This is a genomic window from Halorubrum sp. BV1, from assembly GCF_000746205.1.
Lineage (GTDB): Archaea > Halobacteriota > Halobacteria > Halobacteriales > Haloferacaceae > Halorubrum.
The window spans coordinates 1-14,477 of record NZ_JQKV01000008.1 but is presented as its reverse complement, the minus strand read 5'-3'; the positions used below and the strand labels follow the sequence as shown (position 1 = coordinate 14,477).

General features: G+C 66.8%; 12 protein-coding genes and 2 tRNA genes. 13 read left to right on the top strand and 1 reads right to left on the bottom strand.

Annotation, left to right across the window (positions count from 1 at the left end; translation table 11 throughout):
• Positions 1–54 precede the first annotated feature (54 nt).
• The 5 genes from EP28_RS10735 (at position 55) to lpdA (ending at position 6,027) form a co-directional block, all read left to right on the top strand.
• A complete protein-coding gene (locus EP28_RS10735) occupies positions 55–459 on the top strand; it encodes a DUF8146 domain-containing protein (RefSeq protein ID WP_004048800.1) in 405 nt (134 codons plus the stop codon).
• 242 nt (positions 460–701) lie between these two features.
• Positions 702–1,805, top strand: coding sequence for a pyruvate dehydrogenase (acetyl-transferring) E1 component subunit alpha (gene pdhA / locus EP28_RS10730; protein WP_049984033.1), 1,104 nt, complete (start codon positions 702–704; stop codon positions 1,803–1,805).
• Complete coding sequence (locus EP28_RS10725; protein ID WP_049984032.1) at positions 1,806–2,792, top strand: alpha-ketoacid dehydrogenase subunit beta; 987 nt, start codon at positions 1,806–1,808, stop codon at positions 2,790–2,792.
• A 2-nt stretch (positions 2,793–2,794) separates the two neighbouring features.
• Positions 2,795–4,606 carry a 2-oxo acid dehydrogenase subunit E2 gene (locus tag EP28_RS10720; RefSeq protein WP_049984031.1) on the top strand — a complete coding sequence of 604 codons (1,812 nt, stop codon included), beginning with the start codon at positions 2,795–2,797 and terminating at the stop codon, positions 4,604–4,606.
• Positions 4,600–6,027 carry a dihydrolipoyl dehydrogenase gene (gene lpdA, locus EP28_RS10715; protein WP_049984030.1) on the top strand — a complete coding sequence of 476 codons (1,428 nt, stop codon included), beginning with the start codon at positions 4,600–4,602 and terminating at the stop codon, positions 6,025–6,027. Before EP28_RS10720 ends, lpdA begins: the two co-directional genes overlap by 7 nt.
• Positions 6,028–6,099: 72 nt before the next feature.
• Here lpdA and EP28_RS10710 read toward each other — a convergent pair whose 3' ends face one another.
• The gene (locus tag EP28_RS10710; protein WP_049984029.1) at positions 6,100–6,297 is read right to left on the bottom strand and encodes a heavy-metal-associated domain-containing protein; all 198 of its coding nucleotides are present in this window, start codon (positions 6,295–6,297) and stop codon (positions 6,100–6,102) included.
• Positions 6,298–6,428: 131 nt separating this feature from the next.
• On the opposite strand from EP28_RS10710, the gene EP28_RS10705 reads away from it, so the two are divergent.
• The 8 genes from EP28_RS10705 (at position 6,429) to EP28_RS10670 (ending at position 14,405) form a co-directional block, all read left to right on the top strand.
• Positions 6,429–7,037 (top strand): AsnC family transcriptional regulator, encoded by a 609-nt coding sequence (locus EP28_RS10705; RefSeq protein WP_049984028.1) that lies wholly within the window; start codon positions 6,429–6,431, stop codon positions 7,035–7,037.
• A gap of 264 nt (positions 7,038–7,301) precedes the next feature.
• The gene (locus tag EP28_RS10700; RefSeq protein WP_049984072.1) at positions 7,302–8,588 is read left to right on the top strand and encodes a hypothetical protein; all 1,287 of its coding nucleotides are present in this window, start codon (positions 7,302–7,304) and stop codon (positions 8,586–8,588) included.
• A gap of 110 nt (positions 8,589–8,698) precedes the next feature.
• Entirely contained in the window at positions 8,699–9,988 is a 1,290-nt protein-coding gene (locus EP28_RS10695) for an adenosylhomocysteinase (RefSeq protein WP_049984027.1), read from the top strand.
• Positions 9,989–10,353: 365 nt separating this feature from the next.
• Positions 10,354–11,085, top strand: coding sequence for an endonuclease NucS (gene nucS, locus EP28_RS10690; protein WP_049984026.1), 732 nt, complete (start codon positions 10,354–10,356; stop codon positions 11,083–11,085).
• Between the two features lie 101 nt (positions 11,086–11,186).
• Complete coding sequence (locus EP28_RS10685) at positions 11,187–11,717, top strand: 50S ribosomal protein L16 (RefSeq protein WP_049984025.1); 531 nt, start codon at positions 11,187–11,189, stop codon at positions 11,715–11,717.
• Positions 11,718–11,862: 145 nt separating this feature from the next.
• Positions 11,863–13,917: a DEAD/DEAH box helicase gene (locus EP28_RS10680; protein WP_049984024.1), complete on the top strand. Its 2,055-nt coding sequence runs from the start codon at positions 11,863–11,865 to the stop codon at positions 13,915–13,917.
• Between the two features lie 96 nt (positions 13,918–14,013).
• Positions 14,014–14,084: transfer RNA gene (locus EP28_RS10675), tRNA-Pro, on the top strand.
• Between the two features lie 247 nt (positions 14,085–14,331).
• A tRNA-Phe gene (locus tag EP28_RS10670) sits at positions 14,332–14,405 on the top strand.
• Positions 14,406–14,477 lie beyond the last annotated feature (72 nt).

The window sequence follows — 14,477 nt, the reverse complement described above, 5'->3', positions numbered from 1 at the left end:
TCCTGCGATCGTCTGACAAACGTTTAAGTATTCTGCGGGACGAATGGTCCGGTAATGGGCAACAAAAACAAGACGATCTCGTTCCGCGTCAACGAGGACGCGTTCGAGACCCTCCGTGACATCGCCGAGGAGCGCGACATATCGCTTTCGGCGGTCTTCCGGGACTACGTGGATACGCTGGTTGCCCACGACGGACAGGTCCGGGTCGTTCCGGAGGCTGAACTGGACAGCATGGGCGAGAGCGGCGAGTCGTTCCCTCCGAAGATCGAGGTGCCGAAGAGCTTCGTCCGCGAGCACGAGCGGCTGGAGCTGGAAGCGGATCACCTCCGTGAGCAGTTAGAAGAGCACAAACGCTACGTCAACTACCTCCGCGAGCAGCTGGAGGACGGCGACGAAGAGGTGATCCAACTGGAGGACCTCGACGGCGAGCCGGACGAGCCCTCTTTCCGACTCGGGTGAGTCGCTGCCGGCACTGCCGACAGAGGCTCGCTCGCGTGGTCGGGCGGGAACCTGCTAGCGCCGCTGACGGCAGCAGAAAGTCTGGCGAGTCGGGCACGAATCGATTGAGTTCGTCCGATTATGTCGAAATACGCTGGACGGGTCCGTAGTTCAGTGGTCGATTTCTGACCATCCTAAACTGCGTACGAAACCAATAATACCCGGGCGGTGGACGATTTACGTATGAACAGGAGGGTTCGGCCGTGAGCGTGTTCGACAGGCCGTACGACGATCCGGTCCGCGTGCTCGACGAGGACGGCGCGGTCGTCGGCGAGGTCCCTGACGTCAACGACGAGACGCTCGTCGACGTCTATCGACAAATGCGACTCGCGCGGCACTTCGACGCGCGGGCGGTGAGCCTCCAACGACAGGGGGGGGTGGGGACGTACCCGCCGCTGTCGGGACAGGAAGGCGCGCAGGTCGGCTCAGCCGCGGCCCTCGGCGACGACGACTGGGTCGTTCCGTCCTACCGCGAGCACGCCGCCGGCTTCGTTCGGGGACGCTCGCTGAAGCGGACCCTCCTCTACTGGATGGGCCACCCGGACGGGAACCGAGTCGCAGACGGCGTCAAGGTCTTTCCCCTCGCCGTCCCGATCGCCTCGCAGATCCTCCACGCCACGGGCGCGTCGTGGGCGGCGTCGCTGCGGGGAACCGACGAGGTGGTCTGCTGTTACTTCGGCGACGGGGCCACGAGTGAGGGCGACTTCCACGAGGGGGTCAACTTCGCCGGCGTGTTCGACACTCCCACGGTGTTCTTCTGTAACAACAACCAGTGGGCCATCTCGGTTCCGCGGGCGCGGCAGACGCGCAGCGCGACGCTGGCACAGAAGGCGGAGGCGTACGGGATAGACGGCGTGCAGGTCGACGGAATGGATCCGCTCGCGGTGTACCGGGTCACGGAGGCGGCCGTCGAGAAGGCGCGCGACCCCGAGACGGACCGCCCGCGGCCGACGCTCATCGAGGCGGTACAGTTCCGGTTCGGCGCGCATACGACCGCCGACGACCCCACGGCCTACCGCGACGACGACGACGTCGAGCGATGGCAAAAGAAAGACCCCATCCCGCGGCTGGAGGCGTATCTCCGTTCGGAGGGGGTACTCGACGACGGGCGCGTCGCCGAGATCGAATCGGCGGTCGAGTCGCGGGTCGCCGACGCCATCGAGGCGGCCGAGTCGGCGCCGCGACCGGAGCCGCGCGAACTGTTCGAACACGCCTACGCGGCGGTTCCGACCGAACTCGAACGACAGCACGGCGAACTCGCCGCGGTTCGCGAGTCGCACGGCGACGCGGCCTTCTTGGAGGAGTAAATGACCGAGACACAGAATCTCACCCTGGTGCAGGCGATACGAGACGGACTGTACACCGAGATGCGCGAGGACCACGACGTGCTCGTGTTGGGCCAAGACGTCGGGAAAAACGGCGGCGTCTTTCGGGCGACGGAAGGCCTGTACGACGAGTTCGGCGGCGACCGCGTCGTCGACACGCCGCTCGCGGAGTCGGGCATCGTCGGCTGTGCGGTCGGCATGGCGTCGATGGGGCTTCGTCCGGTTCCTGAGATCCAGTTCTCCGGGTTCATGTATCCCGGGTTCGACCAGATAGTCTCGCATGTGGCCCGATTCCGCGCGCGCACTCGCGGACAGTTCACGATGCCGCTGACGCTGCGAGCCCCCTACGGCGGCGGCATCCGCGCGCCGGAACACCACTCGGAGTCGAAAGAGGCGTTGTACGCCCACGAGGCGGGTCTCAAGGTTGTTATTCCCTCGACACCGCACGACGCGAAGGGGCTCTTGGCGGCGTCGATCCGCGACCCCGACCCCGTGGTCGTTCTCGAACCGAAACTCATCTACCGGGCGTTCCGCGAGGAGGTGCCCGAGGAGCCGTACACCGTTCCGATCGGCGAGGCGGTCACGCGGCGCGAGGGCGACGACGTCGCCGTGTTCACTTACGGCGCGATGACTCGGCCGACCCTGGAGGCGGCCGAAACGCTCGCCGAGGAGGGGATAGACTGCACGGTCGTCGACCTCAGAACCGTCTCGCCGCTCGACCGGGAGGCGATACTCGAGGCGTTCGAGGCGACCGGCCGCGCGGTCGTCGTCCACGAGGCGCCGAAGACGGGCGGGCTCGCCGGCGAGATCACCGCGATCATTCAGGAGGAGTCGCTGTTGTATCAGGAAGCGCCGATCGGGCGCGTGACGGGGTTCGACGTGCCGTACCCGCTGTACGCGCTGGAGGATTACTACCTCCCGACGGCGGCGCGCATCGAGGACGGTATTAGGGAGGCGGTTGAGTTCTGAGTATGTCACTCAAAGAGTTCACACTACCCGATGTCGGCGAGGGTGTCGCGGAGGGCGAACTCGTCACTTGGCTCGTCTCGCCCGGCGACCGGGTCGAGGAAGATCAACCGGTCGCGGAGGTGGAAACCGACAAGGCGCTGGTGGAGGTGCCGTCGCGGTACGACGGCGTCGTCGAGGAGCTGTTCGTCGATGAGGGCGACGTCGTCCCCGTCGGCGACGTGATCATCTCGTTCCGCGTTGACGAGGAAGACGCAACTGACGACGAATCGGCACCCGCCACGAGCGAAAGCGGCGGCGAGGACGAGGCAGGAGGCGACGGGGAGAGGGTGGATTCGAGCGAAGGCGAATCCGATGCCGAGCCGGAATCCGATGCCGAGCCGGAATCCGATGCCGAGCCCACGGTCGCCGGCGGCCGGACGTTCGCGCCGCCGTCCGCGCGCCGGCTCGCCCGCGAGTTGGGCGTCGCGATCGGGGCGGTCGACGGGAGCGGCCCCGGTGGACGAGTGACTGAGGCCGACGTGCGAGCCCACGCCGAGAGCGGTTCGGGAGCAGACGACGGAGGCGTAGTCGTCGGCGACCCCGACGACGCCCCGACGCCGCGGTCTGCCCCCGGCGACGCGAGCGAGAGGAAGACAGCGGTCGCGAAGCGGAGCGAGACGGGAGCCGCCGGGACAGCGGAGGCCGCACCGGAGCCGGCCGGCCGCGAGACCACGCTCGCGACGCCGGCGACCCGCAAGGTCGCTCGCGAACTGGGCGTCGACATCGACGACGTGCCCACGGACGAGACCCGCGATGGAGAGGCGTTCGTCACCGAGGCCGACGTGCGGGCGTACGCTAACGCACTAGAAGGGGACGGACCGACGGGTGGGACCGACGCGGCGATGACGGGGTCTGAGACGCCCTCGCCCCGCGCGGTCGATATCGACGCGACCGATTCGGCGACCGCTCCGGCCGGCGGGGCGGCGAGCGAGACGGGCTCGGCGTCCGGCAGTTCGGCCGACGCCGTCGACACTGCAGACACCGTCGAGAGCGCGGAGACGATTCCCTACCGCGGCGTCCGCCGCACGATCGGCGAGCAGATGGAGCGGTCGAAGTACACCGCGCCGCACGTCACCCACCACGACACCGTCAGGGTCGACCGGCTCGTCGAGGCCCGCGAGCGGTTGAAACCCGTCGCCGAGGAGCGCGGGGTGAAGCTCACCTACATGCCGTTCGTGATGAAGGCGATCGTGGCGGGGCTCAGGGAGTACCCAGTCCTCAACAGCGAACTGCGCGAGGACGACGGAGAGATCCTGTTGAAAGACGAGTACAACCTCGGGATCGCCGTCGCGACCGACGCCGGTCTGATGGTGCCCGTGGTCGAGGACGTCGACGAGAAGGGGCTCTTCGAGTTGGCCGACGAGATTTCTGACCTCGCCGCCCGTGCGAGGGATCGGACGCTGAAGCCCGGCGAGATGACGGGCGGAACGTTCTCGATCACCAACTTCGGCGCTATCGGCGGCGAGTACGCCACGCCGATCATCAACTACCCCGAGACGGCCATCATGGGCCTCGGAGCCATCGAGAAGCGTCCCGTCGTACGCGAGCGCGGCGGTGACGGAACGGGCGACCGCGGTGGTGTCGGCGGTGACGGGCTCGCCGGCGGCGACGCGATCGGCCGCGGGGACGGCAGTGAGGTGGTCGCGGCCCCGACGCTCCCGCTGTCGCTGTCTATCGATCACCGCGTCGTCGACGGCGCGGTCGCGGCCGAGTTCGCGAACACAGTCATGGAACAGTTGAAAGAACCCCTGCTGCTCTTGAACGAACAATGGTAGTCGGAGACGTCACGACGGGAACGGAGGTACTGGTCATCGGCGCTGGACCGGGCGGCTACGTCGCCGCCATCCGCGCCGCACAGGAGGGACTCGACACGACCTTGGTCGAGAAGGACGCCTACGGCGGTGCCTGTCTCAACCGCGGGTGTATCCCCTCGAAGGCGCTCATCACGGGCGCGGGACTGGCCCACGAGGCCGGCAACGCGGAGTTCATGGGCGTCCACGCCGACCCGGCCGTTGACCTCGGCAAGATGATCGAGTGGAAAGACGGCGTGGTCGGCCGGCTCACAGGCGGGGTCGAGAAGCTCTGTAAGGCCAACGGCGTGAACCTGATCGAGGGCACGGCGTCGTTCGTCGACGAGACGACCGTCCGCGTCGCACACCGCGGCGACGGGCAGGGCTCGGAGACGCTGGAGTTCGAGCACGCGGTCGTCGCGACCGGTTCGCGGCCGATCCAGATCCCCGGCTTCGACTTCGCGGACGACCACGTCTGGAGCTCCGCCGACGCGCTCGACGCCGACGCGGTGCCCGACCGGCTCGGGATCGTCGGGGGCGGCTACATCGGCATGGAGCTTGCGACGACGTTCGCCAAGCTCGGGGCCGACGTGACGGTCGTCGAGATGCTCGACGAAATCCTCGACCCCTACGAAGACGACGTGAAGCGGATCGTCCGGAAGCGCGCCGAGGAACTCGGCGTGACCTTCCAGTTCGGCGAGGGTGCGAGCGAGTGGTCGGAGGGCGGCGACGGCGGCTATCTGCTTCACACCGAGACGGAAGCGGGAGAAGAGTCCTCGTACCCCGTGGACAAAGTTCTCGTCGCGGTCGGCCGCCGGCCCGTCACCGACGGACTCGACCTCGAAAACGCGGGGGTCGAGACGGACGAGCGCGGGTTCATCGAGACGGATGATCGGACGCGTACCGGGGTCGAACACATTCATGCCGTCGGCGACGTGGCGGGCGACCCGATGCTCGCGCACGCGGCCTCGAACGAGGGGGTCGTCGCCGCCGAGGTGATCGCGGGCGAGCCGGCCGCGCTCGACCGGCAGGCCGTTCCCGCCGCCGTCTTCACCGACCCCGAAGTCGGCACGGTCGGGATGACCGAGAGCGAGGCCGCGGAGGCCGGGTTCGACCCCGCGGTTGGCGAGATGCCGTTCAACGCCTCCGGCCGGGCGATGACGACCGGCCACACCGAGGGGTTCGTTCGGATCGTCGCGGACGAAGAGACCGGCTTCGTGCTCGGCGGCCAGATCGTCGGACCGGAGGCGTCAGAGCTGATCGCGGAGGTCGCGCTCGCGATCGAGATGGGCGCGACGCTGGAAGACGTCGCGGCGACGGTCCACACCCACCCGACGCTCGCGGAGGCGGTGATGGAAGCCGCGGAGAACGCCCGCGGGCAGGCGATACACACGCTGAACCGCTAGCCCGTTGGGCGGCGTGCCATCCGGGCCGCTAGTCCGCGGGCCGGCATCCGCCGAGCCGGCAACCGGGGTGGGCTACGTCGACGCCTCGTATCCGGCGTCTTCGACCGCACGCACGAGCGCGTCCGCGTCGGCGTCCCCTTCGACGATCGCGGCGTCGCGTTCGCGGTTTGCGCGCGCGGCCGTGACGCCGGCGACGCCCGACAGCGCCTCCTCGACGCTCTGCTCACAGTGTTCACACGACATTCCCTCGACAGCGATGGTCATCTCCATGACGTCGTTCGATAGGGGAGCCAAGACTTTGTGGATTGTTGCTTCGATGTCACCACTCAAGTGTGCGTTTGAGTTTTGGTTCGAAAGTGTTTCGAGCAACATTCTTGTGTCATCCGCGTCTCGAATTGGGTATGCGTGATCTAGACGAGACTGACGTGGAGATCCTCTCGCTTCTGGCCGCGGACGCCCGCCGGCCGTTCAGCGAGATCGGGGAGCGGGTGGGGTTGTCCGGGCCGGCGGTTTCCGATCGGGTCACCCGGCTGGAGGAGACCGGCGTCATCGAGGGGTTCACGGTCGACGTCGATCGAACGAAGCTCCGCGGTGGCGTCCCCGTCATGGTCGACGTCGACCTCGCGGTCGCCGCCGGACCGGACTCGGAGACGCTGGAGACGGCCCGAAAACGCCTTCGAGAGGCCGACGCCGTCGAGCACGTGTTCGTCACCGCCGAGGGCGACCTCCGATTTTACGCGCGCGTCGGGGGGCGAGCCGTCCGGGAGTGGCTCGGGGGGATCTTCGAGGGACTCTCGATCGACGACTGGACCGTCACGCTCGTGGACGAGGTCGAGTGGACGCCCTCGATCGACGGGGTCGAGTTTGCGCTGACCTGTGCGGAGTGTTCGAACACGGTCGACAGCGAAGGCGAGACGGCTCGGATCGACGGTGAGGTGTACCACTTCTGTTGTTCCTCCTGTCTGTCCCGGTTCCGCGACCGATACCAACGCCTCGAAGCGGGCGTGTGACGGTCGTCGGGGCGCACAGCGAGACGCAGGCCGAGCCGCGGAGACGCCGATGGTGGTGGGGTCGCGACAACCGACTGGACCGCGAGCCGGGGTGACGCGACGCCGATCGGGGCGTATCGGCGTCCAAACGGTGGGGATTTCCCGACTCAGACGGCGATATCAAAAAACTCCAGTACAGCCGCGTTAACCGGGACGCAAAACGAATTAAACCGCGTTAACGGAGTTTCCTTTTTATGTGGTACCGGCGGCATCACCCGAGTGGACATGAGCGACAGAACGATTTGGACGAAACCGGTTGCGCTCTTTGTGGTCGCGCTCATCGCGCTCGGCGCGGTGGCCGGGGGCGCGGCCGCCGCCGGCGAACTCGGCGTGAGCGTCGACGACACGGACGACGAACCGACGGTGACGGTGACAGAAAACGACACCGCACTCCAGAACGCGACGGTGACCGTCACCGTCGTCGATCCGGCGAACGAATCGTACGCCGGAGCGGGCGAGTACACGACCGACGAGAACGGCACGGTCGGACTTCCAGCGCCCGAAGAGACGGTCACGGTCAACGTGACCGCGACGGCCGACAACCGGAGCGCGTCGACGACGGTCGACCTCGAAGCGACGGCCGAGTCCGAACTCGGGCTCGACGTGGCGATCGACGACGGCGAGCCGGTCGTCACAGTGACCGACGGCGGTGACGCGGTCGAGAACGCCTCGGTCACCGTCACCACGGCCGACGGAGAGAACGTCACGTACGCCGGCGACGGAGACTACGAGACAGACGAGAACGGCACGGTGCCGCTGCCCGCACCCGAAGAGACCGTCACGGTCGACGTGACCGCGACCGTCGGGAATGACTCTATCGCGGCGACGGTGGACCTGACCGTCGAGGAGGTCGAGGAACCGGTGGAAGAGGAGCCGGCCTCCGGAGGCCCGTTCGGACAGCTGGTGCGTGACTTCATCGACCGCATCGGCGACCGCGAGGGCGGCATCGGTGCCGCGGTCTCGGACTTCGTCAGGGAGAACAACCCCGGCAACGCGCCGGATGACGCCGGTGCTCCCGACGGCCCGAACGACGCGGACGGGAACGCGAGCGACGGCCCCGGCAACGCGCCGGACCGTGCAGGTAACGGGAACGGAAACGACGGCGATCAGGGACCGCCCGAGAACGTCGGACCGGACAGTGACGACGACGCGGACGACGTAGATGAGGACGATGACGCAGACGAGGACGATGACGCAGACGACGAGCGCGGGCCGCCGGATCACGCCGGACCCGATCGTGACGACGACGCGGACGACGAGGACGACGACGCGGACGAGGATGACGCCGATGAGGACGACGCGGATGACGAGAACGACGACGCGGACGAGGATGACGCCGATGAGGACGATGAGAGCGACGAGAACGACGACGCGGACGAGGATGACGCCGATGAGGACGACGCGGACGAGGACGATAGCGATGAAGACGACAGCGACGCAGACGATGACGACGACGGCGGCTCCAGTAGCGGAAACGGGAATGGAAACGGAAACGGAAACGGACCGCCGTAGACAGGAGTTCGGAGCGGCCTGAGAAATAGAACTGCGATCGCGGGCGGAGCAGATTCGTTTTATCAGGTTCCTGTCGGCAGGGTTTAGTGCGGCGTGAGCGAACTGCGGGTATGAGCGAAACCGCGTACGCGCCGGTATCACAGCACCTCTCAGACGTGGAGGCGGCTCGGGAGGAGGGACGCCGGAAGATGGATTGGGCGCTCCAGCACATGCCGATCTTAGCCGCGCTCCGCGAGGAGTTCGAGGCGGCGCAGCCGCTGGCGGGCGAGACGATCGCGATGGCGATGCACGTCGAGGCGAAGACGGCGAACCTCGTCGAACTTCTCGCGGACGGCGGAGCCGAGGTGGCGATCACCGGCTGTAACCCCCTCTCGACGCACGACGACGTGTCGGCCGCGCTCGACACCCACGAGTCGATCACCTCGTACGCGGTGCGCGGCGTCGACGACGAGGCGTACTACGACGCGATGCACGCCTGTCTCGCCCACGATCCGACGATCACCGTCGACGACGGGATGGACATGGTGAAACTCGTTCACGAGGAGTACACTGACCTGATCGACTCGATCGTCGGCGGGGCCGAGGAGACGACCACCGGCGTCGATCGCCTGCGCGCGATGGACGCCGACGGCGAACTCCATTACCCAGTCTTCGCCGTGAACGACACGCCGATGAAACAGCTGTTCGATAACGTCCACGGCACCGGGGAGTCGTCGCTCGCGACCATCGCGATGACGACGAACCTCTCGTGGGCCGGCAAGGACGTCGTCGTCGGCGGGTACGGGCAGTGCGGGAAGGGCGTCGCGAAGAAGGCCTCAGGCCAGAACGCGAACGTCATCGTCTGCGAGGTCGACCCGCGGAAGGCCCTGGAGGCGCACATGGAGGGGTACGAGGTCATGCCGATGACCGAAGCCGCGAAGACGGGCGACGTGTTCATCACGACCACTGGCAACCGCGACGTGATCACCCGCGAGCACTTCGAACAGATGCAAGACGGCGTGCTGCTCGCGAACGCCGGCCACTTCGACGTGGAGGTGAACTTGGAGGACCTCGACGATCTGGCCGTGGACCGCTACGAGGTCCGTGACGGCGTCGAGGGGTTCGAGATGGAGGACGGCCGCGTGCTGAACGTCATCGCGGAGGGGCGGCTCGTCAACCTCGCCGCGCCCATCGCCCTCGGCCACCCGGTCGAAGTGATGGATCAGAGCTTCGGCGTGCAGGCGGTCGTGGTGCGCGAACTGGCCGAGAACGGCGATACGTACGAGCCCGGCGTCCACGACGTGCCCGACGAACTCGACCGGGAGGTCGCCGAGATCAAACTCGCCGCGGAGGGCGTCGAACACGACACGCTCTCCGACGAACAGCGCGAGTACATGGACAGCTGGGAGCACGGGACCTAAGCGGTCGATCGGACGTTTTGTGCATTTATTGAACAGGTGTATCTATTCGACAGACGCAGTGGCGCGCTTCCGAGCGGCCGCCACCGGCGGCCGCGAGGAGCCCGCGAGGTCGCCGGCGCGTAGCGCCGGCTGCCAGAGAATCTTCGATTCTCGCTGGAGTCGGTCGACGGAGCGAAGGGGAGGCGACTGACGAGGCTGGGGAGGCGTGAGGTTCGGGGCGGTGCTGCGCGGGCGGGACTCAAGACTGGGGCTTTGGAGACGTTCTCCGCCGATCCGCTCCCGGATAGTATAAACGTCGACCGCGCGACCGACGCGACCGGCGCTCACGCGCTCCCTTTTTGAACGACAGACGCGTACGGGGAGCAGTGACAGTCACCAGCGTCCACGACCCGAGCCACCGCGAGGCGCTGTGGGAACTGGAGGACGCCTTCGAGCGCGGCGACCTGATAAGCCTGTTCGGGCGCTGTTCGGTCACCTACGAGGGCCGCGCCGCCTCCGACCTCGGTGCGGGCGACCGACTTCTCGTGTTGAAACCCGACGGGGCCGCCTTGGTCCACACCGACGAGGGACGCCAGCCGGTTAACTGGCAGCCGCCGGGCTCGGAGCACCGCGCCGCGGTGCGCGAGGGGCGGCTCCGCGTGGTCTCTGCGAGAACCAATCCAGCCGAGACGCTCACCGTCGCCTTCGAGGACGTACAACAGCTCTCGGCGATGGCCGTCACCGGCGGGCGCGACCTCACCCTCCACGGCAGCGAGGAAGACCTCCGAACGCGAATTCTGGAACGCCCCGACCTCGTCGAGGAGGGATTCGAGCCGAAAGCGACCGAACGCCCCTCCAGCGCCGGCCCGATGGACGTGTTCGGCGTCGACGCCGACGGCACGCCAGTCGTCGTCGAACTGAAGCGGCGGCGGGTCGGCCCGGACGCGGTCGGACAGCTCGCGCGGTACGTGCGGGCGCTAGAGGAAGAGGTGGAAGCCGAAGAGCGCGATCTCGCGGTTCGCGGGGTTCTCGTCGCGCCGTCGGTAACGGACCGGGCCGCAGAGCGGCTGGCAGAGAGGCGGTTCGACCACGTCGCCCTCGATCCGTCGCCGGAGTGACGCCAGCACGGCGGTATCCGCGACCGACCGGTCTGACGGGGGCGACGCCGCCGTATCGAAGGCTTTATCGACGCAGCGGAGGCTACATCGGACAAGTAACCATGTCTGATAAACCCGCCTCTATGTATCGGACGATCGACAAGCCGTCCTACACCCGCCGCGAATACATCACGGGTATCCCGGGCTCGAAGATCGCACAGCACAACATGGGCGACCTCTCCACGGAGCCGGACGACTACCCCGTCCAGATCAGCCTTCGCGTCGAAGAGGAGCTTCAGATCCGACACGGGTCCCTAGAGAGCGCGCGCCTCTCCGCGAACCGCCACCTCATCAAAGAGCTCGGCGAGGGCAACTACAAGATGACGCTGCGCAAGTTCCCCCACCAAGTCATTCGGGAGAACAAGCAGGCGACCGGCGCTGGCGCGGACCGTGTCTCCGACGGAATGCGACAGGCGTTCGGCAAGCCGGTCGGGACCGCCGCGCGACTGAACAAAGACGACATCGTCTTCACCGCCTACTGCGACGTCGAGCAGGCACCCGTCGTAAAGGAGGCCTTCCGCCGCGCGTACAACAAGCTCTCGCCGCCGTGCCGCATCACGGTCGAACGCGGCGAGAAGCTGCTCGTCTCGTAGACGACCGCGCGGCGTTTTCCAGACTAGTTCGAACGTCATCAGCCGCGCCGCCAGAGCCGCGCTCGCGGCGACGACGCGCCGGCGGCGACGGCGGAGAGACGACGAGCCGAACTCCTGAAATACCTCGCTCGCGTACCGGCGAGTAGTGTCACAGCAGTTGGCCGAGGTCGAGACGCTCTTTCTCCACGAGGCGCGGAGCGACTACACCGTTGTCGCCACCCGCGACGGGAGCCGCGTGCTCCGCGGGCGGCTCGAACTCAAGGAGACGTCGGCTGGCCCCCGACCGGGAAAGTTCCGCGTCGTTCGCGACGGGGAGGACCATCCCCGCCGCCCCGACGAGTTCGTCGATCTCGCGCGTGCGGCCGATCGAATTCGGATATCAGAGCAGACTGCCCCGGAGAACCGCGAGCGCCTCGAAGCGATGTTTGACGGCTACCAGCTGGAGTCGCTCACCGTGCGAACCTGTCGGCGGTGTGCGAACGACGGGCGGTACGGCCCGATCACGGCCGACACCGCGATCGAGCACAACGACGAGTTGATCTGTCAAGACTGTGCTCGGCGGGAACTGGAGCGGGAGTTGTCGTACAAAGGGGAGTTCACGGGCGCGGCCGAGGAGCGTCTCGAAGAACTGCTGTACGAGTCCGGTGATTTAGACCGGATCGTCAATCTGCTACAGGGCGGGCTCGATCCCGACCTCACGAAGTACGACGAAGTGTCTGCGAACGTCGACGACGTCTCGCCGGTGTCGACCGCCGATCTGGATCTCCACCCCGATCTCGCGGACCACGTCCAGGGACGGTTCGACGAACTGCTTCCGGTACAGAGCCTCTCGGTGCGGAACGGTCTGCTCGATGGCGACGACCAGCTCGTCGTGAGCGCGACCGCGACGGGGAAGACGCTCGTCGGCGAGCTGACCGGGATCGACCGCGCGCTGAAGGGAAACGGGAAGCTCCTCTTTTTAGTCCCGCTCGTCGCGCTCGCCAACCAGAAGCACGAGGACTTCGAGGACCGCTACGGCCACTTGCTCGACGTCTCGATCCGCGTCGGATCCTCCCGGGTGAACGATGACGGCAACCGATTCGACCCGAACGCCGACGTGATCGTCGGCACCTACGAGGGGATAGACCACGCGCTCCGGACCGGCAAGGACCTCGGCGACGTGGGGACGGTCGTCATCGACGAGGTCCATACGCTGAAGGAAGGCGAGCGCGGCCACCGGCTCGACGGGCTCATCTCGCGGCTGAAGTACTACAGCGAAGACCGGATGGAGACGCACTCGGGGTACGACGGCACGCAGTTCGTCTACCTCTCGGCGACGGTCGGGAATCCCGAGTGGCTTGCCGAGAAGCTGCGGGCGACGCTGATCGAGTTCGAGGAACGGCCCGTCCCGATCGAGCGCCACGTCACCTTCGCCGACAGCCGGGAGAAAGCCGACATCGCCGACAAGCTCGTCAAGCGGGAGTTCGATCAGAAGTCGTCGAAGGGGTACCGCGGGCAGACGATCATCTTCACCAACTCCCGCCGCCGATGCCACGAGATCAGCCGGAAGCTCAGGTACGACTCCGCGCCGTACCACGCCGGCCTCGACTATAAACGCCGCAAGCAGGTGGAACGACAGTTCGGAAATCAGGATCTGTCCGCGGTCGTTACGACGGCGGCGCTCGCCGCTGGGGTCGACTTTCCCGCCTCGCAGGTGATCTTCGACTCGCTGGCGATGGGGATCGAGTGGCTCTCCGTACAGGAGTTCTCCCAGATGCTCGGTCGGGCCGGGCGACCGGACTATCACGACCGCGGGCGAGTGTACCTCCTCGTCGAGCCCGACGGCGTCTACCACAACTCCATGGAGCGCACGGAAGACGAGGTCGCTTTTACCCTGCTCAAAGGCGAGATGGAAGACGTCTCGACGCACTACGACGAGACGGCGGCGGTCGAGGAGACGCTCGCAAACGTCGTCGTCGCCGGCAAGAAGGCCAAGCGCCTCAACGATCGGATGATCGGCGAGGTTCCGACAAAACACGCGATCGGGAAGCTGCTGGAGTGGGAGTTCATCGACGGGTTCGATCCGACGCCGCTCGGTCGCGGGATCACGAGGCACTTTCTCGCACCCGACGAGGCTTTTTTCATCCTCGATGCGATCCGGAAGGGGACCGATCCGTACCAGATCGTCGCCGATCTCGAACTGCGCGACGACGAGGAGTGAGCCCGCGGCGAACCGACGGGAGATGCGTGCGAACCGTCCACGCGGGTCGAGACGCAACGAAACGCTTTAGCGGCCGATGCGGATAGATATAGGTGTGGGACCGTGGGTTAGTGGTATACTCCGGGCCTTGGGTGCCCGTGACCCCGGTTCGAATCCGGGCGGTCCCACTTCTCGCGGCGAACAGTCCCGTGAGCCGCGAGTATAGATTTCGGGATCGAACTACGCGAGACGAGCGGAACGAGTCTCACTATCGAGCTCGAATCCGGGCGGTCCCACTTCTGCGGCGCGAGCGCCGCAGTCGTGAATCGGATTCGAAGCAGAGTGTGGAGCGGCGAGGATGACGTGCGGACCCCTCGATCCGCCTGCCGCCTTTCGAAATCCTTTTGTCTCGAATCGGCGTTACTCCGAATGCGCGCCGCCTTAGCTCAGATTGGGAGAGCACTCGACTGAAGATCGAGCTGTCCCCCGTTCAAATCGGGGAGGCGGCATATTCTGAACCTGTGAGCGGAGCGAACAGGTGAAGAAACGACGCCGGACCGATTTGTGCCTGGAAGTCGCAG